Origin of the sequence: Nostoc sp. NMS4 (genome assembly GCF_017115095.1) — a bacterium.
Classification (GTDB): Bacteria; Cyanobacteriota; Cyanobacteriia; order Cyanobacteriales; family Nostocaceae; genus Nostoc.
Map to the genome: position 1 here is coordinate 19,460 of NZ_JABXKI010000145.1, position 22,871 is coordinate 42,330.

Below are 22,871 nucleotides of genomic sequence, written 5' to 3' on the forward strand. Positions count from 1 at the left end.
ACATTCCCTCCAAGGGCAGAAGTCCTGGTTCCCAAGACCCAAATATTTCTCTTGCAACATATACCTATTAGCTTGGTTTTCGCTTATGGCATTGATGGTGAAAAACGCGGTCTTGGGGTCTCCCCAAGTAGAGCGATTTTGAACCCGGAGGGTCAAGACCAAATAATTCTATCAGAAAATTCTGGGGATTCGTCATACATCTGATATTTGTTTTTGCTCTTGCAAAAAATCAATATCAGATGCAATCCTCACCCCCCGCTCACAATCCCCACCTTCAATGTACTCATAAGGTGGGGACTTCCGCGACACGTTAAACTAAAGTTTTAGGTGTAACTAGATGCACAATGGTTTTAGGAGTAAACTGCCACTACTATTGACATTCTGCTTATTTACTAGCTTTTTGCCAGCATCTAGTGCAGTTTTATGTCCAGCCGTTGCCTCTGATGAATACTATAAAGTAGCCAGAAATTATAGCAGAGATGGACGCGCAGGAACCGATGGGCGATCGGGTAGAGATGGTGGTAGCGGTGAAAACCAAAATATTTTTGTCAATGGTTCACCTGTAAATCTTGACTTGTCGGGTAAAGATGGTGAAGATGGTGAAGATGGAGAACATGGCGATCGCCCTGACTGTGGTTCTCAACGCGACAATCGCATCAGCCACGACATCAGCGCACCAGATGGTGGTAATGGCGGTAACGGTGGCAAAGGAGGAAATGGGGGAAATGGTGGTTCCCTGACAGTCTATTACACTAATTTGGCAGACTTACGAAACATTTCCGTCCGGGCAACTGGTGGACAAAGTGGGCGCGGTGGTAGAGGTGGCAAGGGTACTGAGGGTTGCAACTGTCACAGACGCAGGTGGGAAGTGAAAATCTGTAAGGGAACTCCCGGTAGCCCTGATTATAAGTGTACTGACAAAGTTTATCGATGTAGTGACGGTAGCGATGGGCGAGATGGCAGTGATGGTAGCGATGGTAGCCCAGGGCGCTTAGGAACTTTGAGTATTGTCAAGAGTAAGGAAGCTTTGGCGGCTGATACTCCAACTGTGCAAGTAGGAATTTCGGAACTGACAAACAAACAATTCAACCTCTCGAAAAATAAGTGGAATCAACGCATAGGGGCTGCTTCTCTACTTGCGCCTGGTGCTGCGATCGCTGATGATTACCTTGAGTTTGAACAGCGTCTAGAAGAGGCTTTTCAAGTAGTTTGGCAAGAAAAACAACCCATTACCAGCTTTGGCAATCAAGTTGTGAAACTAAATTTAACTGATAACAAAGAAGTAGAAATTAATTTTCCTGAAGAATTATGGGTTGATGGTAACACCAAAAGTCAGGCTAACTTAACAACATTTACCGTTAACCATGCCATTGCTAAAAAAGATGTCACCCGGTTAGCTGTGGCAGAGTTTGCCGATGCCGGACAAAACCTCAACTTAAAAATAGTAGATTTGGCAGCCAAGTCTGATATCATTAATACTCAGTTTCGCGTAAAATTTCGCGCTCAGGATAGCTTACAGGGTTTTTCTGGCTACAAAACTGAATATGAAGGCGATATTCCCAACGAACTTGTGACTCGTGACTACAACCGTTTTACCCTAGCTTTGGGCAAGCTCAAAATTCCTGACGAAGCTTTACGCCCTGGTGTCAATGTTGATATTGAAGTCGTAGCAACTCGTTCTTTGGGAACACGTTCTGCCAAGCAAACTATTAGCTGGCAAGGTGCAATCCGTAAGCCTGTCAATAAATAATTGATGGATAAATTACCTGTAGAGACGGCGATTTATCGCGTCTCTCTAATCGTCAAAATGAATTTGATAGACCACTAGATAAAATTTAAGAAGATTTTTTCCCATCTGAAACCATTTGTGAGAGAAGATAAGCTGCAAAATCTAGTAACTGATCCAGCAAAAAGCCAATGATACCGATGTATAAGATTTCCTGGATTATGTAATCTGTATTGCCAGCTTTGTAAGCATCCCAAAGGGTAAAGCCAAGTCCTTTTCGCCCTGTTAACATTTCTGTGGCAATAACTATAAACCAGGCTACCCAAATGCTAACTTTCAAGGCATGAAATATATGAAATATAGCTACTCGAAAGTTATTATTCTGTCTCTTGAAATGCTGCATCCCTATTGCTGTATTAATGATCATCGTCCAAAGAGTTCCCAGAAAAACTACTACAATAGCAGCAGAGTCGCTCTCTTGAAAGGCGATTAGGGCAATAGGTAGCAAAGCTATAGGAGGGATACTATGTGGTATCTGAAATATCAGCCTAAATAGCTGATAAATCATGCTATTTATCCCGATTAAATATCCGATGAAACTGCCCAATACAACGGCTGGAATGTAACCGACAAATAACCGTTGTAGGCTAGCTAAAATGTCTAAAAACATATTATTTTCTCTGCCTCAGTTCTCATGGAAAACATTGGGGAAATACTGCGGCAACAACACAAAATAGGGCGAAAAAACTGTATCAAATTACACGTTTTATTCGATCGCTAAAAGATTTTTTTTATATCTTCTCCTCGTTGATGACTAATCAAAAAAGTTAGGTATTATTACGATGTGATAGTGGTAGTACAAAGAAGAGGTGAAGCTTGACTTTACTAAACTTTATCAGAAAAGCAAATCCTAATTAGTAAATTAAATACAATTTCCAGAATTGACAAAATAAGGGAGTTATTGCTAGAGCTTACGTGCGATCGCTCCTTGATCTATGTAGACAGCTTACTATGGGGCAGTTTAATTAAGTAGCAATATAAAAAGAGTTAAAAAATATGCTTTTTTAACTCCATTTCCCTATTTTTTTCCATATTTTTAATCTGAAAATTTTGAAAAAATTCCAAAATCTCAGTGACTTTTTTACATACCCCAAACTCCCTTTCAAAATCTGTACTTGATACATCAAATTACCGTGTAATAACCTGATAATCAAGAGGGGAGGAAAAACATCCTACTTTTCCTACTTTTCCTACCTTCTATCTATAATCTTTTCCTACACATGGGCAATTTGTCGTATAATTTTTGACAGACTCAAATCTACGAGGTTTAGTGCGATCGCTAAACGATACGATCCTAAAACTGTCATTTCTATCAAAAATAGCTAGGCTAGCTCCAATAAACGTTTTACGGAGTAAAAAGCTTCTTCAATTCTCGATCTTCTTCGATATAAATCTGCTACGACATCGAGGACAGAAATAATGTAAGAATAGCTGGTTTTACCAACTTTAATTTCTATTAAACGTAAAGTAAGGACTATTCTCAAATAACTCTGCGGGGAATACTAAAAACCAAACTGAACAGTGATTTTTGGGCAACTTTAGTAACACCACACCATAATAAACCTTCTCGTACTAACAGATGACTGTGGGAATCATAACTAATTACCCAGACTTGATATCATTAGAGAAGAACGCCAATAATTCGTAGAGTGTGCGTAAGTCCGATCATTCACAACAACTTGTCTGGTGTAATTGGCAAATCCCGAATTCGCTTACCTGTGGCATGATAAACTGCATTAGATATGGCAGCAGCTACCCCAACAATCGGAAGTTCCCCCAGGCTTTTAGTTCCTAGTGTATTCACATAAGGATCGTGTTCTTCAATAAACTGCACTTCCATATTGGGAATATCTGCATGAACGGGAATCAGGTAATCGGAAAGGTTAGCACCAACTATTCTGCCCTGGTTAGCATCTATTACAGTTTTCTCCATCAGCGCCATGCCAATTCCCCAGGTAATCCCGCCGATAACTTGACTCCGCGCTGTCTTGAAGTTGAGAATTCGCCCAGCATCATAAACGCCTACGCAACGTCTAACTTTGATTTCTCCTAACAATTCATCGACTGCAACTTCGACAAATATCGCCCCAAATGAATGTTTTGCATATTGTTGGCTCTCTGGATTGAGTGAGGATTGTTCTGTAACTTCTAAACTTTCTAATCCATGACGGCGCAGAATATCGGTGTAGCTGTCTCGCTTTGATGGGTCTTGTTTTAAAAATATTTGCCCTGACTCAACGGTAATATCTTCTATTTGCGATCCATACAGCAGAGAATTTGCATCTTTGATCGCCATTTTAATTATCTTATCCCGTGCTGCGATCGCAACTTGATGCACCGCCGGGGAAACACTCGCAACTGTCATTGAGTTCCCTGTAATCGGGGCTTTGGGAAGATTAGTATCACCTAATTCAAACGTTACTGGTACACCTAATACTTCAGCAGCTACCTGTGTCATCACTGTATAAGTACCAGTACCTATATCTTGAGTACCACTTTGTACTTTCACTTCTCCAGTGGCAAAAATTTCTATTTTTACTGATGCAGTTCTCGCATTGGTGGGAAATGTCGCACTTGCCATTCCCCAACCAATTAGAAAATGATTGTATCGCATGGAACGGGGAACTGGATTGCGTTGTAACCATCCAAAAATTTCTGCGCCTTTTTGATAACATTCTTTCAGGGATTTACTTGACCAAGGTAATCCTTTGTGCGGGTCGATATCTGCATGATTTATTAATCTTAATTCAATTGGGTCAATATTTAAGGTGTATGCCAGTTCATCCATTGCCGATTCTAAGGCAAACATTCCCGGTGCTTCTCCTGGGCCACGCATAAAGGTTGGTGTGCCGGCGTTGATGCGTCCCAAACGGTATTTAATTTCCAAATTGGCACAGGCGTACATCATGGTTGTGGCTGCACCCACGGGTTCGGTAAAGTCATCAAACAGGGAAGTTAAGGATGTCCCAATTTGCTCGATGACGGTTAGTTTGCCTTCCTTGGTTGCACCTAACGTTAGCTGTTGCTGAGTTTCTGATCTATGTCCGCAAGCTGTGTACATTTGCGATCGCGTTAGCACAACTTTCACGGGGCGTTTTACTTGACGAGCTGCGATCGCCGCTAAGATTGTATGCGATCGCAGCAGGGCTTTACAACCAAATCCACCCCCTAAATATTTGGAGATGACGCGGACATTTTCTTCGGGAATATTTAAAATAGATGCGATTCGGCTTTGGGTTGCAGAAACGCCTTGAGTGGTTTCATATAATGTCAAATTATCCCCTTCCCAGATGGCGATCGTTGCAGAAGGTTCTAGGGGATTATGATGTTCCATTGGGGTGGTATAAATTTGCTCCACCAAGACATCTGCTTGGACTTTCCCCGATTCAACCTCTCCTCTGGTGATTTTGGCTGGCATCATGCCAAAAAATATTGATTCGGGTTCAAATATCTCTGTACGTGCCATTGTGACTGTCGGAATGGCTTCTTCGTAGATAATTTTTACCTTAGAGGCAGCAGTTTCGGCTTGTTCTAAAGTTTCGGCAATTACAACCCCCAGATGTTGACCATCGTAGTAAATGTTATGGTCTTTTTCGGTTGACTGAGGTTGTGGAGGGCCAAAGAAGGGTATCTTTACCAGAGATGGAGTTTGTTGGTAAGTAAGGATATCTAGGACACCGGGGGCGACTGCGGCGGCGGATGTGTCTATTTGGATAATTTTACCACTGGCGATCGCGCTTTGAAAAATCACTCCATAAGTTAAATTCTCTATTGGCACGTCGGCGGTGTAAGGTGCTTCTCCGGTAACTTTCAGCCTACCATCAACGCGATCGAGTGGTTTACCGATAATTTCATTCATATCAATTAATTATTACTCCTCTTTCTTGTCTTATATTTTGCACTCTTGCACTAGAAGTCGCGGCTACACAGGCAAAACCCTGATTTGACCTTATACTAATTCTGTATGAAGATGCGCTAAACCATATTTAAGTACAAGAAAGAAAAACGAACCGCATTCGCGTAGCGTCTCGTCAGAGAAGGACGCGAAGGACACAAAGAAAGAAAGAAAAAAAGAAAGAAAGAAGTTAAAAGGGTTTGGCGCAGCTTCATAAAGAAATGGTATTAGTCCGCGTAGGCGGACTTCGTTTGTATAGCCGCGATTTCTAATCGCTAGGGCTAGGTACAAGATATAAGTTGTCCCCTTCCGCCACAACTGAGAGGGCGCGTACTAAAGCGCGTTTGACTAATTCAATTTTGAATTCATTGTCTGTTTGCGGTTTTGCTTCTTTGACTGCTGTTGCGGCTGCGGCTGTAAAAATAGCTTCGTTAATTGCTTTCCCTTTGAGAAATTCCTCAGCTTCCCAAACACGCCAAGGTTTGGGTGCGACTCCTCCAAAAGCGATGCGTGCTGATTTGATGATATTTTGTTCTATATCTAAGGCAACAGCTACGGAAACGAGAGCAAATTCGTAAGCAGCTCGATCTCTTACTTTTAAATAATGAGATTTATATGCAGAATCTGGAACTTCAATAGCAACAATTAATTCTCCCGGCTGTAATAGAGTTTCTTTTGATGGTGTCTCACCTGGTAAAAGATAAAAATCATGAATTGAAATTCGCCGTGCTGTTTCTATTCCTTGGATGCAAATTACTGCATCTAATGCGGTCAAAGCTACAGCTAAATCGGAGGGATGAACGGCAATACAATGTTCGCTGGCTCCGAAAATGGAATGCATTCGATTGTAACCTGTAATTGCCGAACAACCTATACCGGGAGTGCGTTTATTACAAGGAAAAACCGGATCGCGAAAATAACCACAGCGAACTTTTTGCAGTAAATTTCCGCCGACTGTTGCCATATTTCGCAGTTGCGGTGAAGCGCTTTGTAATAAAGCTTGGCTAATTACGGGATAACATTCTTGAATTTGGGGATGAAAAGCCACATCACTCATCCGAGAAATAGCACCAATGCGGATTCCATTCGGTTGAGATTCAATATCTGCTAAGGGCAAACTATTAATATCAATTAATATATTCGCTGTTTGCACTCCATCTTTCATTAATCCGAGTAAATCTGTGCCACCAGCAATAAATGCAGCAGTTTTGTCTTGCTCAACTGTGGCGATCGCTATTTCTTCTGAGGTAACTTTAGCATAACTAAATGGCTGCATCTTCCTTTTCCTCTAGCACATCTCGAATTGCCGCAATAATATTTGGGTATGCTCCACAACGGCAAAGGTTTCCACTCATTTTTTCCCGAATTTCTGCTTCAGATTTGGGCAATTCTTCTAATATCATCCCTACGGCTGAGATAATTTGACCCGATGTGCAGTATCCACATTGAAAAGCATCATGGGTAATAAAGGCAGTTTGCATCGGATGGAGTTTACCATCTTGTGCTAATCCCTCAATTGTGGTAATTTTACTATCGATGTGCATAACTGCTAGAGTCATACAAGAGTTAATTCGCCGATTATCTACTAATACAGTACACGCACCACATTCGCCGCGATCGCAAGCTTTTTTAGTACCCATTAAACCCAGTTTTTCTCGAAGTGCATCTAGTAAAGTAACACGAGGTTCTAACTTCAGGGAGTAAGATATATTATTGACAGTCAGTGATAATTCTCCTTCCTCTGAACCGAATATTTTCACCTCCTGGGTACGTGAGTCTGAAGTTATTAAAGCTAAAGAATTTTCTTCCATATCTTATGTAGATAATAATTACATCATTTACTATAGTAGCGTTGAAGAAGAATTCAGGAGTCAGAATTCAGGAGTCAGAATAACCACTGTGGATCTAGCTCAAAGGTTACATAGACTTAATAATATGAATACAAATTTAACTGAGAAATTATCCCAACCCATAGTAGAGAAAGTTGCTATTGTCGGTGCTGGCCCAGGCGGTTTGGCTGCTGCGATCGCACTGAGAAGTCAAGGGATAGAGGTTCAAGTATACGAAAAAGCCAAAGAATTTCGTCCAGCGGGAACTGGACTAGGACTAGCCCCTAATGGCTTAAATTCTTTAGATGCGATCGCGCCAGGAATTGTCGAAACTCTCAAAAGTTCAGGGTGCGAGGTTCACCACACGGTTTTAAAGAATATTCAGTCTGAGACAATCCGAACTAACGCAACTAAATATTTAGAGCAATACGGACAACCGTTGTTGACTATTTGGTGGTATCGTCTACAGCAAGTCTTAGCCTCTAGATTGCCGTCTGAAATCATTCATCTCAATCATCGCTGCATCGGCTTTGAACAAGATACAAATGGTGTGGAAATTCATTTTGATGGCAAAAAATCAGTATATGCAGATTTGCTGATTGGCGCTGATGGCGTTAACTCTGTCATCAGAGAAAGTTTATTTGGCGAGGGTAAGCCTAATTACATCGGTAGTATGTGTTGGCGTGCCGTCATCAAGTATCGCCACGAGCTATTTAATGACTATGAACTAGTTTTTGTCAAAGGCAATAAACAGTTTATGTACCTTCTGAATGTGGGCGGCGGCTATACTAGTTGGATTAGTCGGAAGTTCTCGCCTGAATACTCCCTTTCCCACAACGCTGATGCAGTGAAATCTCGCATTCTCCATGAATTAGCCGACTGGGATGAATCCTTTCGGGCGGTGGTAGAAGAGACACCAGCCGAGGAAATTTGGGAAGGGCCGATTTGCGATCGCCCACCGTTAACTCAATGGAGTCAAGGCAGGGTAACTCTCTTAGGCGATGCGGCTCATCCAATGGCTCCTGCAATGGGACAGGGAGCCAATACCACTTTTGAAGATGCTTACCAACTGCGAGAGTGTTTTTCTGATTCAGCTAATCTCCAAGAAGCTCTGACTAAATACGAACAGTATCGCATCGAGCGCACAAAACTTATCCAAGCTCGTAGCGCCTTGGGTGAGATGCGGTACTACGACGACGCTAACTTTGCGGCATCCACCGGGCAGACGCAAGAGCGCCAAATGAGTCTTAATGATGATTTTCACAAATGGGTGTACAATTTCAAACCATCTGTAAAAAGTTAAATTTTCGAGTGCAGTTAGCGCAGAAAGTTATAGCAAGGGGTAATCTTATCGAGTAATTTCAGAATATCAAAAGTGACTGTTTTTAGTCAAGCCCTCAAACGCAACAAATTCGTTGAATAATTGAGAATTATTCGCGTGAAATCAACATAACTTCATCAAATTGTTAATTTTTGTAAAAAGCGATCGCACTGAATATGGGAGTGCGATCGCATTAATTTTTTGGGGTAAAGTGAAGTATTATATCAAATCCGTTTGTATCGAAATTATTCCTCTTCCTCTGCGCCCTCAGCGTCTCTGCGGTTTTTTAATCATTCAGATGCTACCGGATTTAATATTAAATCTCATTTTAGAGTTGCTAATTTACCCCTATTTTTAGTCGAGATTGAACGGAAGTAATCAGCTTAGTATCTAGGTTTAATCTCCTGAAAATTTTCGATTGTCAGAAAGATTTCTTCATCAGCGATTTTACTATCGTAATCAATATTAATTTTGGTTGGATAGCCGAGTTTAGCATTGTATTCTACATTCAGATTGTATGCCTTACGTTTGATAGCATCTTGAATCACATTAAAAAGCTTGGGGATTGTGTTGTATTTTTGAAAGAATTCTGGATTAACTGGTTTACCCGTAGCAACAGAAGTGATTGAAGTTGGTTGACCATTACGTACTTCAATAATTACTGGCCCTCTCGCATCGGGTATACAGAAACAACTATTGCTAACCGTAATCCGATAGTTAGAAATATTTGCCCGCTCCCACAAACGGCTATTAAAAAATAACCGTCTTGAATTCAAGTTATTATTCGTTTGTGTTTGACATTGTGGTTTATCTGCGGTCGTTTCAGACATCGCTGGTAGATTCAGGCTTAGAGATAGCAATAGTGTTCCACTGATAATGATAGGTAAACGCATATTAATCCTTTTAATTTTAAAAACCTAATTATTATCATACAGCAAATTGCAACTTATTTTCTTCAAAAAATGCTGTTTAAATAAACCTTATCTTTTAATTAAAGTTCTTCGAGAGATAAATAAATATGTATTTTTGAAGAATACCTATCCATAGTCAAGTTTTCCAGAGATTAATATATATACTATTTGATTTGTGAAAATGTGTGGTGTCCAGATCCCCGACTTCTTCGAGAAGTCGGGGATCTAATTTTTCACAAATGATTTAGGATAACTAATGAGATATCTAAAAGAAAACTGCTGTATAATCCTCCTCGTACTTGAAGTATGAGGAGGATTAAATTATCCCTAATTAGCAATGCTGATGATTGCGGCTATTGGGATCTAAACAATCTCAAAGCTTGTAGCTGATAAGAATGGTGGGGCTGTGAATTGATTGTTATCGTTATCAATGTTGGCAAACAGACTACCTGTCCCCAAGCCTGGTGATGTCAAGTTTTGGTTGAAGTACAAGTTGCCAGTTCCAAGACTGTAAGTAATGAGTCCAGAGCTAGTTGCTGCTGCTGCATCATTAGCGACAATCCTAATTTGGAACAGATTATTGAGTCCGGTAAAAGTTGTCTTATCTAGGACAATTTTATCGCTAAAGTAGCTGAAGTCAGTAATTTTATCTACACCCAAATTGGCACTATTATACGCAACACCTGAGTTGAAGACAAAGCGATCGCTACCAGCGCCACCAGTCAGGATGTCATTACCTTTACCACCTCGTAAGGTATCGTTACCAGCATCTCCATAGAGTAAGTCATTGCCAGCACCACCATAGAGGATGTCATTCCCTTCACCACCGAAGGCTCTTAACGTTGTCGCTGTACCACTACCATCAAGGAAGTCATTGCCAGCACCGCCTGTAAACCATACCGCATTTACAGAAGTTCCTGAAAGGTTGTTGACATCGAGAGTGTCATCACCTCCACCACCATTGATTTCAAACCTCTCTGCACTGTCTACAGTCAGAGTGAAGGGAACCAGATTCAGCCGATCGAAGATTGCTCTGCCTTGAGCATCTTGTTCTAGGCGGAAATTGTCGCCCACACCCGCGCCATTGACCTCAACCACATCAAAGCCAGCATTACCACTGATTCTGTCGCTACCATCTCCATTGTTCCAGATCAGGCGATCGTTGCCGTTTCCGCCGGTGAAGATGTCGTTCCCGCGATTTCCGAGTATGGTATCGTTCCCATCTCCGCCAGATAGAAAGTCGATACCATCGCCACCCCGTAACAAATCGTTACCAGTATCACCATAGAGTAAGTCATTGCCAGCACCACCTGTCAGGCTGTCATTACCCTCACCACCAAAGGCTCTTAACGTTGTCGCTGTACCACTACCATCGAGTAAGTCATTGCCAGCACCGCCGGTGAACCATACCGCATTTACAGAAGTTCCTGACAGGTTGTTGACATCAAGGGTGTCATCACCTCCACCACCATTGATTTCAAACCTCTCTGCACTGTCTACAGTCAGAGTGAAGGGAACCAGATTCAGCCGATCAAAGATTGCTTTGCCTTGAGCATCTTGTTCTAGGCGGAAATTGTCGCCCACACCCGCGCCGTTGACCTCAACCACGTCAAAGCCAGCGTTACCACTGATTCTGTCGCTACCATCACCATTGTTCCAGATCAGGCGATCGTTGCCGTTTCCGCCGATGAAGGTATCGTTACCACGATCTCCGATTAGGGTATCGTCTCCGTTTCCACCCGATAGAAAGTCGATACCATCGCCACCTTGTAACAAATCGTTACCACCATTTCCATACAGGAAGTCATTTCCACCAAAACCATTGAAGTTATCAGAAGCGGCGTTACTAATACCTACATCTGCTCCATTAGTCGGTCCTGGCCCGGGAATCCAAGTTACTGCCATGATTAATACTCCGAAATTCTTAATTTCTCTCAGTGAAGAATGAGTTACTAATACTTCATTTCTAGGAAAAGCATAGAAGTACTAGTTTCTATCTAGGAACTACAAAACTTATAGTTTTTTGCTCCTAAGTATTACTCAGGGAGATATTCTTCTTTTATGCAGAATATTGGTTTTTGTAAAACTTCTTCACTATGAATTTTCTAGATAGACTTGACTATATACTGACCTTTTTAGTCATTTTAAAAAGAAAGAATAGCTCGTGAATGCCTTATGCAAACTGGCTTTCAACTGATTGAACGATTTTTTTAAAGTTTAAAATAGTGCCTCTGATGTGCGAGGATTAAATACCTATTAAGTATATCTGCCACTTTAGATGTATTTATTACACAGTCGCAAATCACTTTTATGAAAAGAGCCAAATCTCATTAAAAGCAATGCCAAAAAGAATTTCAAGCGTTAAGACAAAACGTACAATCAATATCTTACCTAGTGTAATAGACATTACATTCAACATAGGATTTAGTGTTATGTCTTTTTAAGAATACCCATCCATAGTCCAATCTTGAAGACATAAATTAGGAACTTTGCTAAAATCTTTTTGATTACGAGTAACCAAAATTGCCCCCTTAGCCAAAGCGATCGCAGCAATTCTTAAGTCTTGGGTACTTACCTGGATTTTTTGCTGGCGTAAACTTTGGTAGCAACTGTAGGCTGCATCATCAAAATCCAGCAAGTTCATACTACAAAAGTAAATCTGGGTTATTCGCAGATTTCGATAAGCAACTACTAGCAGTTCTGGTTTAGTAGCACACTTGCTAATAGAAGCTAGTCTGCCTTTCAACTGTTCTTCGAGTGTGACTGTTGTAATAAATATGTTGGAACTTCCAACAGCTTGAGCGCGTTGTAGAATTTTAGAATTACTATGTTGAGAAAGAGTAACATGATCGGTATCGAGGATATATTGGCTCAAGCTGACTGATTCTCCTCTAAGGAAGCCTCATAAGCAGCGACTTCTGCATCTAATTCACTTCGATTTACAGCCATATCTTCTACAAAATCATCAAAAAGTGGGTCATCTTTGAAAATACCATCAAACTTAACCCAAGGATTGGACTCTTCAACCTGCTGTTGCTTTTTCAAGATTGGCAAACAACAAAGTCGTAATGTGACCCACCATAAGTAAGACATGATAGGGCTGTTGAACTCACCATCATTGATTAAACCGTGAGCCATACGGTTTCTTAAATTTGAACCGGAACGCTCAATTAATAAGCCTTGGAGATCAAAAAGTGTGTCTTCATCAAAAATTGAGTTTATTTGTGGATAGTTACGGGGGAAAAGAGTAGTATTCAAATCACGTTCATCTTCAATTCCCTTATTGATATCAATTTTTGAGGGTAGTGCGCCGTGTTTTCGGAGTAGATAACGGATAGAATTCTCAATTTGAGGAATGAGAATATGAGTTGATGTGAAGAAGTCTCCGGTTAATCCAGCATAAAGCCCTTTCGCAAACTGCTGTTCTCTACCTGGTGGCACAAAGGGGTTATTTGAAACAATTGGAAATAAGTCTTCTAGTTGTACATTATGTTCCAAATTTATTTGATATTTTGCTGGCTCAGTATAAGCCAGAGCCTGAAGTTGTTGATAGTAGATTGCATTTTTATACATCTCAAAACGAATTGATTCTTCTACCTGCTCTGGATTATTGGATAAGCCTAACTTGGGTTGACGAGCTACAACTTTACCCATCTGATTAATCATTGAAGATGGGAATAAATGATATATGGGATTTTCAACAGCTATTTCCAAGACTTCTTGTCGAAGCTGAGACACTTTAGGTGGTGTTCCTATAAATGCTAGAGAAAAGAGTGCATTATAAAATTCTTTACCTTTAACGTGCGATCTGGCTATATTTACTTGAACACTAATATCTGTTTCATGAGACATAGAAACTAACTCATTTAAGGATTGCTCCTGATACTGGCTACGAAGCTTGCGAACCTCTTCGGCTCTTTCTTTTGCAATAATAGTTTCTTCCTTAGTACCTTGGACATTCATGAAAGCTTCAAAAGCTTTCTCCATAAAATGTGACGCTCGGAGGTAGCTTGCATCTATACCCTTAAGGCTATCTTCAGCTTCTTTGACATAGGTTTCAGCAGCCTGCATTTGCGCTGTACGTTCCTGTTTTGCATCTTTTTCAAAACGATGCCATTGTGCTTTAATTTCCCAATAGTTTCTTGCTCTACGCCAATCATTCGCTGATTCTGATAGGGTTGCGGCTTTCTCAGCTAGAGCAGCGTATTTATTAAAATCACCACGTTTGTGTTCCTGTAAAAGCTCCATAAGCTTTGCTGATAAAAATTTTGGATCTTCTCCATTGCAGCGTTCAATAACTTTCTCGATATGTGCAACAACATCTTCAAATTTATGATTAATTTTGCGTGCTAGCCAGAGCGCCCGTTCAATTTTAGCGAAACATAAAGTCCAGTTTTCAAGATATTCTAATTCTGCGGCAGATTTTAAGTAATCTGTGACTGCTAACTGCGCCATTTTATAAGAGTCACGTCGTTTGCTAGTCCAGAGAATATCTGCAATTCGTGCTTGAAGCTCTGGGTCTGAGACTTCATCCACAATCTCAGCCAAAAAATCTAGATGTTCATCTGTCAAGCGCTCAACAAATTTAGCCAAAAACTTTTCATTTGATCGCGGTTGGATTGCAGCACCAGTCACGACCGTTAGAATCTCAAAGACGGACTGTTCTCTGACATTTCCTGCCTCTTTTGCTTCTTGTGCCTTGTTCCAGAAGACTCTGTTGTAAGTCAGACACTCTTTTCTCTCGCTGCTATTAACCACGTCCTGCCAGCCAGAGTTTATGAAATCTTCTTTAGTGAGGGAAGTGTTTAATAATGACATGGTTTAAAGTCACTTTTTTATATGCCTGCCATACTAAATTTCAAGCAGATCAGGCTATTGTTAGCTCTACCTCAATATTAACGCTTAGTGCATTGGGTCAATTGAGAGCATTCCCTGACAGAGCCAGGGAATAAGAGAATGCTAACTTGCGGCTAAATTGCCCCAACCAACATAGGGTAATTTTGCAGCAGTTGCGCGAACTTGGTCAGCATTCGCCACCAACTGACCGCAAGCATCCCAAGTTCCAGAAATAAATGTGCTTCTTGTGCCTTCACCGATCGCAACTGTGCTAGTGTAATCACCAATTTGCACTTGCAAGGTTTCTAAATTTACTGTCACGGTGGCTTGGGGATTAGTAGCGACTAAATCTTGCAGTTGTTTAACAGTAACCGCATCGGCTGTCACGCAAGGTATGCCCATTGCCACACAGTTACCGAAAAAGATTTCGGCGAAGCTTTCACCAATTAAAGCTTGGATTCCCCATTTTGCGATCGCTTGGGGTGCATGTTCTCGTGATGAACCACAACCAAAGTTACGGTTGACTATTAAAATATTCGCCCCTTGGTATTGGGGTTGATCAAAGGGATGTTCGCCTTTAAGTGCTGTTCGGTCGTCGATAAATGCACCTTCGCCTAATCCATCAAAGGTTACGGCTTTCAAATATCGCGCGGGAATGATGCGATCGGTATCTATATCGTTGCCCACTAAGGGTATACCGCGCCCTGAAACTGTTTTAACTTCACTCACCATAATTTTTATAGAAAACGAACCGCAAAGAACGCAAAGGACACAAAGGAAAGAAAGAGAAGAAAGTTTAAGAGAGTTTTGTCTCTCATCCCGTGGGGTTAGAGCAACTCGCGCACGTCGGAGACTTCGCCTTTAATGGCAGCAGTGGCGACCATTGCCGGACTCATTAATAATGTCCGACCGGAGGAGGAACCTTGTCTTCCTTTAAAGTTGCGGTTGGAGGAGGAAGCGCTGATTTGTCTTCCTTGTAATTTGTCGGGGTTCATGGCTAAACACATGGAACATCCCGGTTCACGCCACTCAAATCCGGCTTCCTGAAAGATTTTATCTAGTCCTTCAGCTTCGGCTTCTTCTTTCACCCTTTCTGAACCGGGGACAACGAAGGCTTTGATTCCCTCTGCAACGTGGCGACCTTTGGCAATTTTTGCCGCTTCTCGCAAATCGCTAATTCTGCCGTTGGTGCAACTCCCAATAAAGCAGACATCGATTTTTGTCCCCTTGATCGGTTGACCAGGATATAAATCCATGTAGCGATAAGCTTCTTCGGCAATAAATCGGTCTTCTTCTAGCAGTTCTTCTGGTTGAGGTACTGACTGGTTGATACCGATTCCTTGACCGGGAGTAATCCCCCAAGTAACGGTAGGAGAAATTTCCGCCGCGTCGAATACGACTACATCATCGTATTCAGCATCCGCATCGCTTTTGATGGAATCCCACCAAGCCACTGCTTTGTCCCAATCTGCATCAATGGGTGCAAAATCTCTGCCTTTGAGGTAATCGTAGGTGACTTGATCGGGATTGACGTAGCCGCATCTAGCACCGCCTTCGATCGCCATATTGCAGACTGTCATCCTCTCTTCCATGTTCATTTGCTCAAATGTCGTCCCTGCAAATTCGTAGCCATAGCCGACACCACCTTTTACGCCAAGGGTGCGGATAATATGCAGGATGACATCTTTGGCGTAAACTCCGGGGTTGAGAGTGCCGTTAACTTCAATTTTGCGGACTTTCAATTTTGAGAGGGCGAGGGTTTGGGAAGCGAGAACATCCCGGACTTGACTAGTACCAATACCAAATGCGATCGCACCAAATGCCCCATGACTTGATGTGTGACTATCTCCACAAGCGATCGTCATTCCTGGTTGGGTCAGTCCAAGTTCGGGAGCAATCACGTGAACTATACCCTGACTGCCAGAACCAATATTGTAAAAAGTTATGTTATTTTCTTGACAGTTAGTTTCCAGCGCCTGAATCATTTCTTCTGCCAAGCTATCGGCAAAGGGACGCGCCTGATTTTCTGTCGGCACAATATGATCGACTGTGGCAACGGTACGCTCTGGAAATAGTACTTTTAGACCCCTCTCGCGTAACATAGCAAAGGCCTGGGGACTGGTGACTTCATGAATTAGGTGAAGCCCGATAAATAGTTGCGTCAGCCCTGATGGAAGTGTACCAACGGTGTGTAAGTCCCAAACTTTATCAAACAGGGTACCTTTGCTCATACTTCAATCAATATTTAAGGAGTCCGGCCTTAAATAGTATCAAAAAAGAGTCTCGGTTTTTGCAGATCACTTAAATATTAGTTATATCTTTTCTTCTGTGCCGCGCCAGTTGCTACAACTTTGGGAACCCCTGCAACGCACTGGCTTCTCTCCACCCCCTCACATTGATATACAGGTATAATCCATGTAAATAGGTAAAATCATGCTTAAATTCAGCAAACAACTGACTACTTTAGTGTTTTTAACACTAATTGCAACTGGCGGAACTGTTCCAGCCGTTGCTGGTCAAGCTCAAAGCCGAGCAGAAAAACTATGTCGGCTCAAACCAGGTGTAAATCCTGTTTGCACAGTGTTGGTAACTACCCGCAAGGGAGTTGTCATCCGCTCTGGTTCTGGTTTTAATTATCAAAAAATCGGTGTCATCCCTTACCGACATGATGTCAACGTCAGAGTAACCAAGTCTTCTGGCGAATGGGTAAAACTTTCCAATCGTCCTGGTTGGATTTATTATCGCTACCTGGAAATGGCTGGGGACTGATAAAAGCAGTCAAAAATTAGCGTAGGCGTAGCCCGTCTTAGACATCGCTTCTTGGGCAGGAAATGGGGCTTAAAGGACATCCGCACAAAGAGGGCAGGGAACAAGCACTCAGCCGAAGATTAGCGATCTTCACCTACTAACCACCAACGACGAGATGTGATTGTGCTTTTGATAAGCGTATCTTTATATTGTTAAAAACTGGCGATTAAAATTCAGTTTAAAACTATTCAATATTTAGTCATTTTAATATACCATTTTTTCGCCTTTGAGGGAACAAAAGCGAAAATTTTCCGAAATGTGGAGATGGAATGATGTAAATAACTTTATCCTTTGATACAAGGATATGTTAAGACAATACGAGATAATTGCATTACCAGGTTATGTCCATAGATTTACGGGAATTTTATCAGGCTAGCGATCCGAGCAGAACTCTGTTTGTCAACAATAGCTCTGATGGCAAGTATTATATAGATTTTTCCTCGGTACGAGGTGGTGATATTCTTGGCAAGCTGAAGCAAAAAATTACTTTTTTTAAGCCGAATGAACCCACTTGCACTTTATTTACTGGGCATATTGGTTGTGGAAAATCGACGGAATTATTACGGTTACAGGCTGAACTGGAAAAGTTAGGCTTCCATGTAGTCTATTTTGAGTCCAGTGATGACTTGGAAATGACTGATGTTGATATTGCTGATGTGCTGCTAGCGATCGCTCGTCGTGTAAGTCAAAGTCTGGATAAAATTACTTTGGAGTCACCTAACAAGTTTAATGAGTTGTTGCAAGGTGCTTGGAAGGTCTTAAACTCTGAGGTGACGGCGGGAAAAGTTAAGCTTCCGGTGGTTGGTGATGTCGGTTTATCGACAGATAAAGATAAGTTTTCTCTGTCTGTGGGCATTGGGGAAATCACCGCGAAGATGAAAAATGACCCAACGCTGCGAGAAAAACTCAATCAGTATTTAGCACCGCAAAAAACTAAGCTGTTGGAAGCGATTAATCAAGAATTATTGGAACCTGCGATCGCTAAACTCAAACAGCAGGGTAAAAATGGTCTGGTGGTAATTGTCGATAATCTTGACCGCATAGATAATCGTGCCAAACCTTGGGGTCGTCCGCAGCAAGAATATTTATTTGTTGACCAGGGTGAGTTTTTGACGAAGCTGAATTGTCATCTCATCTACACCATGCCTTTATCGTTGAAGTTTTCCAACGATTACGGAATGCTGACTCAGCGTTTCCCAGAAGACCCCAAGGTGTTACCAATGGTACCTGTGCAATGGCCTGATGGCAGTGTTCATACACAGGGAATGTCACTCATGCAGCAGATGGTACTAGCTAGAGCTTTTCCTGACATGACACCAGAGGAGCGTTTAAATAAAATTACTGAGATTTTTGATAGTGCAGCTAGCCTAGAACGATTATGTCAAATGAGCGGTGGTCATGTGCGGGATGTGCTGAGGCTGCTAAATACCTGGATTATGGAAGAGATGAGTCTTCCCTTAACTCGTCAAACCTTAGAGCAAGTGATTCGTTCTCGGCGGAATGAAATTATGTTACCGATTTCTGAGGATGAGTGGCAATTGTTACGTCATGTCAAGGAAAGGAAAAAGGTCAGCGATAACCACGGATATCAAAAGTTAATTCGCAGTCGGTTTGTCTTTGAATATCGGGATAGGGGCGAGTCTTGGTTTGATGTTAACCCGGTTTTGGCGGAAGCCAGGGAGTTGCAATGAGGAATCAGGGAACCGATGAATAGTTAGATTATGAAACCAGAAACCAGAAATATTTTGTTAAAAGCTTATGCACAATTGCACCAAATCACAGAAGAATTGTATTCCGCCTCGGATAAAGCTGTGGAAAACAACGATTTTGAGGACGCTAGCTTACTCGCTAGTAGAGCAGATAGACTTTATGAAGAGATAGAAAATTTAGAGATTGTAATTTCAGAACAGTAGGAAATATGAAAACAATCCCAGAGTTAAAGACTCGTATCAAAGAACTCAGTAAACAAGCTGTTGAATTTAGTAGAAAAGCATCTGAAGTGTGTTTAATTGACCGTCAGCAAGCCAAGTATTTTAGACAACAAGCAAGAGAAGCTAGCAAGCGCACTCAAGTATTGATACAGGAGTTAAAACGCCAGGACGTTTAATTTTGTGTTTATGACAGACTCGCAATCACCAGAAGATGACCATGTAAACAGCGAACGCACTCTGACACAATTAGCTTGGGCAATAGAATCCTCTGTGGGACAGTTTAAGCTGATTTTGGCACGGTGTAATTATGCTAGCTTGCGCGATCGCTTAATCTCCAGATTGCGAGAAATTTGTCAAGTTGAAATTCGTGTCTTGACGGTGCAGCAATCGAACCGGACTCTTTATACTGCGATTCAGTCAGAATTCGGCGAAGCAATACCAGCCTGTGCAATGGTTGTGGGTTTGGAATCAGTACAGAATTTGTCTGCGATTTTAACTTCTGCAAATCAGGTGCGGGAAGAGTTTCGCAAGAATTTTGCTTTTCCCTTAGTGTTGTGGATTGACGATGAAATCTACAAGCAATTAATACTGCTTGCGCCTGATTTAGAAAGTTGGGCAACTACAAGAAATTTTGCCATCTCAACCCAAGAATTAGTCGATTTTATCCTCCAAACGGCTAATCAATGGTTTAGTAATAAGTTAAAAATTAACGTCGATGTATATCTGAAGCTGCAAAATGAGTTAGAAGCAGCACAAAGAGATTTAGTTAAAAAGCCAGATGTTTATAATTTAGACATTCAAGCTAATTTAGAATCTTTATTAGGTTTTATTAAACAGATAAATAGTCAGAAAGATTTGGCGTTGGAGCATTATCACAAAGCTGAGAAGCTCTGGCAGCAAAGTAATAATTTAGAACGACAGGTAAAAATCCTCGGTGAAATTGGCTTTTGCTATTATCTCAGTGCTTTAAAACATCAAGATATCAGTCATCCCGATTGGCAATTAACTTGGCATTATCTTCAAGAGTATATAAATTTTATTAACCAGTTTCACAATCCAGAGATAATTGCTAGTTCAGTAGTGAAAGTTGGTGATATCTTGCGAGACTTGCAAAAGTGGGAAATATTGCAGAGTCTTTCAGAACAAGCTTTAGCGATTCATAAAGCTAACAACCAACTAAGGGAATTAGCCAAAGATTACGGTTTTTTAGCTGAAGTGGCTTTGGCTCACAAAAACTGGGTGAAAGCAAATGAGTTAGTTAAGCAAGCCTTGGAAGTTTTTGCGGCAATTCCCAATTTGGAATCAACGAATACATCAGAGATTTTATCTGATATTCCCAAAAGGGTTTTAGAATCAAAAGATTTGAGCTTTTATCAGTTTATTTTAGGTCGTTCTCAATACTATTTAGGTCAAATTCCAGAGGCAATCCTCAGCTTAGAAACTGCGAATAATGTCGGTAATCCCTTAGAAGATATCAGGCTTTACTTGGATATTCTCAGATTTTTGCAGCAGCTTTATTTTCAGCAGAAAGAATATCTCAAAGCATACAAAATCAAACAGCAACGGCGTTCTATTGAACAGCAATTTGGCTTGCGGGCTTTTATTGGTGCGGGTAGGTTAGAAGCTACAAAACAGATATTTTTAGAGAGGTTACGCTCAAACTCTCCACAAGGAAACATTGCCCCAGAAATTGCCGCATCTGGTCGCCTCTTGGATGTAGAACGTTTAATTGAACGTATGGGTCGCCCTGATTATAAGCTGATAGTAATTCATGGGCAATCGGGTGTAGGCAAAAGTTCCCTAGTGAATGCGGGACTGGTGCCAGCTTTAAATAATAAAGCGATCGGTACTCAAGATTATTTGCCGGTGGTAATGCGTGTTTACACTAACTGGGTGGAAGAGTTGGGGAGGCTTTTGGGAGACGAGGAAGATGAGGGAGAGTTAGAAGGTCAACTTTCACCCTCAGAAGGTCAACTTTCATCCTCAGAAGGTCAACTTTCATCCTCAGAAGGTCAACTTTCAGCTTCAGAAGGTCAACTTTCAGCTTCAGAAGGTCAACTTTCACCCTCAGAAGGTCAACGTTCACCCTCAGAAGGTCAAAGTTCACCCTCAGAAGGTCAAAGTTCACCCTCAGAACTCGGAACTCCGCAATATTTAATATCTAGACTTAAAGAAAACGAACAGCGTAACCTCCGCACGGTGTTAATTTTCGATCAATTTGAGGAATTTTTCTTTGTTTACACTGAAGCATTACAAAGGAAGCAATTCTTTGAGTTTTTGGGAGAGTGTCTGAATGTTTTATCGGTGAAAGTTATCTTATCGCTGCGGGTGGATTACATCCATTACTTGCTGGAGTGCAATGATTTGTCCAGTCTCAAGATTATTGGCAATGACATTCTCAGTAATAATGTGCTTTACAAGTTAGGAAACTTCTCACCGGCTGATGCGAAGTCAATTATTCAGCGTTTAACTGAAAATACTAGTTTTCACTTAGAACCTGCTTTAGTTGAACAACTAGTGCAAGATTTAGCCGGAGAATTGGGTGAAGTTCGTCCCATTGAGTTACAGGTTGTGGGGGCGCAACTGCAAACGGAGAATATTACAACTCTGACAGAATATCGGCAACGTGGCACTAAAGACGAATTAGTTGAGCGTTATTTGGATGAAGTTGTTAATGATTGCGGTGAAGAAAATCAGCAAGCAGCAGACATATTACTCTATTTGCTGACGGATGAAAAAGGAACTCGCCCTCTGAAGACTCGTGCTGAATTGGAACGCGATTTGATGCCGTATTTCTCGGAGATCCCCCCAACCCCCCTTAAAAAGGGGGGCTTAGTTTCTTTAACCCCCTTAAAAAGGGGGTTAAAGAAGGCGGGGAGATCAGAGACTAGGGGGAAACAAGCTTCTGAAATCAGTAAATTAGATTTAGTTTTAGAAATTTTTGTCCAATCTGGCTTAGTGGTTTTGCTACCAGAAAACCCCGCCGACCGTTATCAACTGGTACATGACTACATCGCCGCCTTTATCCGCCAGCAACAGGAACCGAAGTTAAAGCAGGTAATGGCGGAACTGGAAAAGGAACGAGAACAAAGAAAAATTAGTGATGCGAAACTTAATCGTGTTCTCAAACGCGCCCTTTTTGGTTCCATAACCGCAGGTTTAGGATTTGCTGTTTTAGCTGCGGCAACATTCCAGTGGGCAGTAGAGGCAAATGTTAATCAAATTAACGCCATCAATAATTCTTCTGAAGCCTTTGCTGTCTCTGAACAATACCCAGATGCTTTAATAATAGCTTTAAGGGCAAGTAACAAACTCAAGCATACACTTTGGGCGCAGCACAGAAGCGATATCTCAATGCTAACTGTGGCAACTTTACGACAAGCGGTTTATTTAAAGCCAAATGAGAAGAAAGAAAACCGCGCTATAGAAGTTAACACTTTAGAAGGGCATAGCAGTACGGTCTTTAGCGTCGGATTCAGCCCCGATGGCAAGACACTGGCTTCTGGCAGTGGTGACAACACGATCAAACTCTGGGATGTCAGCACAGGCAAAGC

Annotated in this window: 17 protein-coding genes and 1 pseudogene; 7 read left to right on the forward strand and 11 right to left on the reverse strand. The window is 41.5% G+C overall.

What is annotated here, in order from left to right:
• Positions 1-337 precede the first annotated feature (337 nt).
• Entirely contained in the window at positions 338-1,750 is a 1,413-nt protein-coding gene (locus HWQ37_RS11915; protein WP_292747372.1) for a collagen-like protein, read from the forward strand.
• A gap of 85 nt (positions 1,751-1,835) precedes the next feature.
• On the opposite strand, the gene HWQ37_RS11920 is transcribed toward HWQ37_RS11915, so the two are convergent.
• The 5 genes and pseudogenes from HWQ37_RS11920 to HWQ37_RS11935 form a co-directional block, all read right to left on the reverse strand.
• Positions 1,836-2,396 (reverse strand): ABC transporter permease, encoded by a 561-nt coding sequence (locus HWQ37_RS11920; RefSeq protein ID WP_292747375.1) that lies wholly within the window; start codon positions 2,394-2,396, stop codon positions 1,836-1,838.
• 715 nt (positions 2,397-3,111) lie between these two features.
• A pseudogene (locus tag HWQ37_RS34845) lies at positions 3,112-3,258 on the reverse strand (IS4 family transposase); the annotation flags it as partial.
• Positions 3,259-3,455: 197 nt separating this feature from the next.
• Positions 3,456-5,645, reverse strand: coding sequence for a xanthine dehydrogenase family protein molybdopterin-binding subunit (locus HWQ37_RS11925; RefSeq protein ID WP_292747378.1), 2,190 nt, complete (start codon positions 5,643-5,645; stop codon positions 3,456-3,458).
• Positions 5,646-5,949: 304 nt separating this feature from the next.
• Positions 5,950-6,957: an FAD binding domain-containing protein gene (locus tag HWQ37_RS11930; RefSeq protein ID WP_292747381.1), complete on the reverse strand. Its 1,008-nt coding sequence runs from the start codon at positions 6,955-6,957 to the stop codon at positions 5,950-5,952.
• Entirely contained in the window at positions 6,944-7,492 is a 549-nt protein-coding gene (locus tag HWQ37_RS11935; protein ID WP_292747384.1) for a (2Fe-2S)-binding protein, read from the reverse strand. Before HWQ37_RS11935 ends, HWQ37_RS11930 begins: the two co-directional genes overlap by 14 nt.
• 124 nt (positions 7,493-7,616) lie before the next feature.
• Here HWQ37_RS11935 and HWQ37_RS11940 point away from each other — a divergent pair, with 124 nt between their 5' ends.
• Entirely contained in the window at positions 7,617-8,813 is a 1,197-nt protein-coding gene (locus tag HWQ37_RS11940; RefSeq protein WP_292747387.1) for an FAD-dependent oxidoreductase, read from the forward strand.
• A 401-nt stretch (positions 8,814-9,214) separates the two neighbouring features.
• Here the strand turns inward: HWQ37_RS11940 and HWQ37_RS11945 are convergent, their stop codons facing one another.
• The 6 genes from HWQ37_RS11945 to leuC all read right to left on the reverse strand — a co-directional run bounded on the left by HWQ37_RS11945 (position 9,215) and on the right by leuC (position 16,809).
• The gene (locus tag HWQ37_RS11945) at positions 9,215-9,724 is read right to left on the reverse strand and encodes a DUF6174 domain-containing protein (RefSeq protein WP_292747389.1); all 510 of its coding nucleotides are present in this window, start codon (positions 9,722-9,724) and stop codon (positions 9,215-9,217) included.
• 381 nt (positions 9,725-10,105) lie between these two features.
• Positions 10,106-11,647: a calcium-binding protein gene (locus HWQ37_RS11950; protein ID WP_292747392.1), complete on the reverse strand. Its 1,542-nt coding sequence runs from the start codon at positions 11,645-11,647 to the stop codon at positions 10,106-10,108.
• Between the two features lie 535 nt (positions 11,648-12,182).
• On the reverse strand, positions 12,183-12,617 hold the full coding sequence (locus tag HWQ37_RS11955) for a type II toxin-antitoxin system VapC family toxin (protein WP_292747395.1): 435 nt from the start codon (positions 12,615-12,617) through the stop codon (positions 12,183-12,185).
• Positions 12,614-14,560, reverse strand: coding sequence for a DUF4209 domain-containing protein (locus HWQ37_RS11960; protein ID WP_292747398.1), 1,947 nt, complete (start codon positions 14,558-14,560; stop codon positions 12,614-12,616). The genes HWQ37_RS11955 and HWQ37_RS11960 overlap by 4 nt, the downstream gene beginning before the upstream one ends.
• A 141-nt stretch (positions 14,561-14,701) precedes the next feature.
• Positions 14,702-15,310: a 3-isopropylmalate dehydratase small subunit gene (gene leuD, locus HWQ37_RS11965; protein WP_292747401.1), complete on the reverse strand. Its 609-nt coding sequence runs from the start codon at positions 15,308-15,310 to the stop codon at positions 14,702-14,704.
• A gap of 95 nt (positions 15,311-15,405) precedes the next feature.
• Entirely contained in the window at positions 15,406-16,809 is a 1,404-nt protein-coding gene (gene leuC, locus HWQ37_RS11970; RefSeq protein ID WP_292747404.1) for a 3-isopropylmalate dehydratase large subunit, read from the reverse strand.
• A gap of 202 nt (positions 16,810-17,011) precedes the next feature.
• Between leuC and HWQ37_RS11975 the strand changes: the two genes are divergently transcribed.
• The 5 genes from HWQ37_RS11975 to HWQ37_RS11995 all read left to right on the forward strand — a co-directional run.
• The gene (locus HWQ37_RS11975) at positions 17,012-17,347 is read left to right on the forward strand and encodes an SH3 domain-containing protein (RefSeq protein WP_292747407.1); all 336 of its coding nucleotides are present in this window, start codon (positions 17,012-17,014) and stop codon (positions 17,345-17,347) included.
• Between the two features lie 380 nt (positions 17,348-17,727).
• A complete protein-coding gene (locus HWQ37_RS11980; protein ID WP_292747410.1) occupies positions 17,728-19,077 on the forward strand; it encodes a P-loop NTPase fold protein in 1,350 nt (449 codons plus the stop codon).
• A gap of 30 nt (positions 19,078-19,107) precedes the next feature.
• On the forward strand, positions 19,108-19,299 hold the full coding sequence (locus tag HWQ37_RS11985) for a hypothetical protein (RefSeq protein ID WP_292747414.1): 192 nt from the start codon (positions 19,108-19,110) through the stop codon (positions 19,297-19,299).
• A gap of 5 nt (positions 19,300-19,304) precedes the next feature.
• The gene (locus HWQ37_RS11990; protein ID WP_292747417.1) at positions 19,305-19,493 is read left to right on the forward strand and encodes a hypothetical protein; all 189 of its coding nucleotides are present in this window, start codon (positions 19,305-19,307) and stop codon (positions 19,491-19,493) included.
• Positions 19,494-19,503: 10 nt separating this feature from the next.
• Positions 19,504-22,871: WD40 repeat domain-containing protein (locus HWQ37_RS11995; RefSeq protein WP_465249692.1), on the forward strand; the 3,368-nt coding region annotated here is incomplete at its 3' end.

Excerpts from the sequence above, each read along its gene's own strand:
- HWQ37_RS11960 (WP_292747398.1), bottom strand. The coding sequence starts at position 14,560 with ATGTCATTATTAAACACTTCCCTCACTAAAGAAGATTTCATAAACTCT.
- HWQ37_RS11940 (WP_292747387.1), top strand. The coding sequence starts at position 7,617 with ATGAATACAAATTTAACTGAGAAATTATCCCAACCCATAGTAGAGAAA.
- HWQ37_RS11975 (WP_292747407.1), top strand. The coding sequence starts at position 17,012 with ATGCTTAAATTCAGCAAACAACTGACTACTTTAGTGTTTTTAACACTA.
- HWQ37_RS11990 (WP_292747417.1), top strand. The coding sequence starts at position 19,305 with ATGAAAACAATCCCAGAGTTAAAGACTCGTATCAAAGAACTCAGTAAA.
- leuD (WP_292747401.1), bottom strand. The coding sequence starts at position 15,310 with ATGGTGAGTGAAGTTAAAACAGTTTCAGGGCGCGGTATACCCTTAGTG.
- HWQ37_RS11920 (WP_292747375.1), bottom strand. The coding sequence starts at position 2,396 with ATGTTTTTAGACATTTTAGCTAGCCTACAACGGTTATTTGTCGGTTAC.
- HWQ37_RS11925 (WP_292747378.1), bottom strand. The coding sequence starts at position 5,645 with ATGAATGAAATTATCGGTAAACCACTCGATCGCGTTGATGGTAGGCTG.
- HWQ37_RS11935 (WP_292747384.1), bottom strand. The coding sequence starts at position 7,492 with ATGGAAGAAAATTCTTTAGCTTTAATAACTTCAGACTCACGTACCCAG.
- HWQ37_RS11980 (WP_292747410.1), top strand. The coding sequence starts at position 17,728 with ATGTCCATAGATTTACGGGAATTTTATCAGGCTAGCGATCCGAGCAGA.
- HWQ37_RS11945 (WP_292747389.1), bottom strand. The coding sequence starts at position 9,724 with ATGCGTTTACCTATCATTATCAGTGGAACACTATTGCTATCTCTAAGC.
- HWQ37_RS11985 (WP_292747414.1), top strand. The coding sequence starts at position 19,108 with ATGAAACCAGAAACCAGAAATATTTTGTTAAAAGCTTATGCACAATTG.
- HWQ37_RS11950 (WP_292747392.1), bottom strand. The coding sequence starts at position 11,647 with ATGGCAGTAACTTGGATTCCCGGGCCAGGACCGACTAATGGAGCAGAT.
- leuC (WP_292747404.1), bottom strand. The coding sequence starts at position 16,809 with ATGAGCAAAGGTACCCTGTTTGATAAAGTTTGGGACTTACACACCGTT.
- HWQ37_RS11930 (WP_292747381.1), bottom strand. The coding sequence starts at position 6,957 with ATGCAGCCATTTAGTTATGCTAAAGTTACCTCAGAAGAAATAGCGATC.
- HWQ37_RS11915 (WP_292747372.1), top strand. The coding sequence starts at position 338 with ATGCACAATGGTTTTAGGAGTAAACTGCCACTACTATTGACATTCTGC.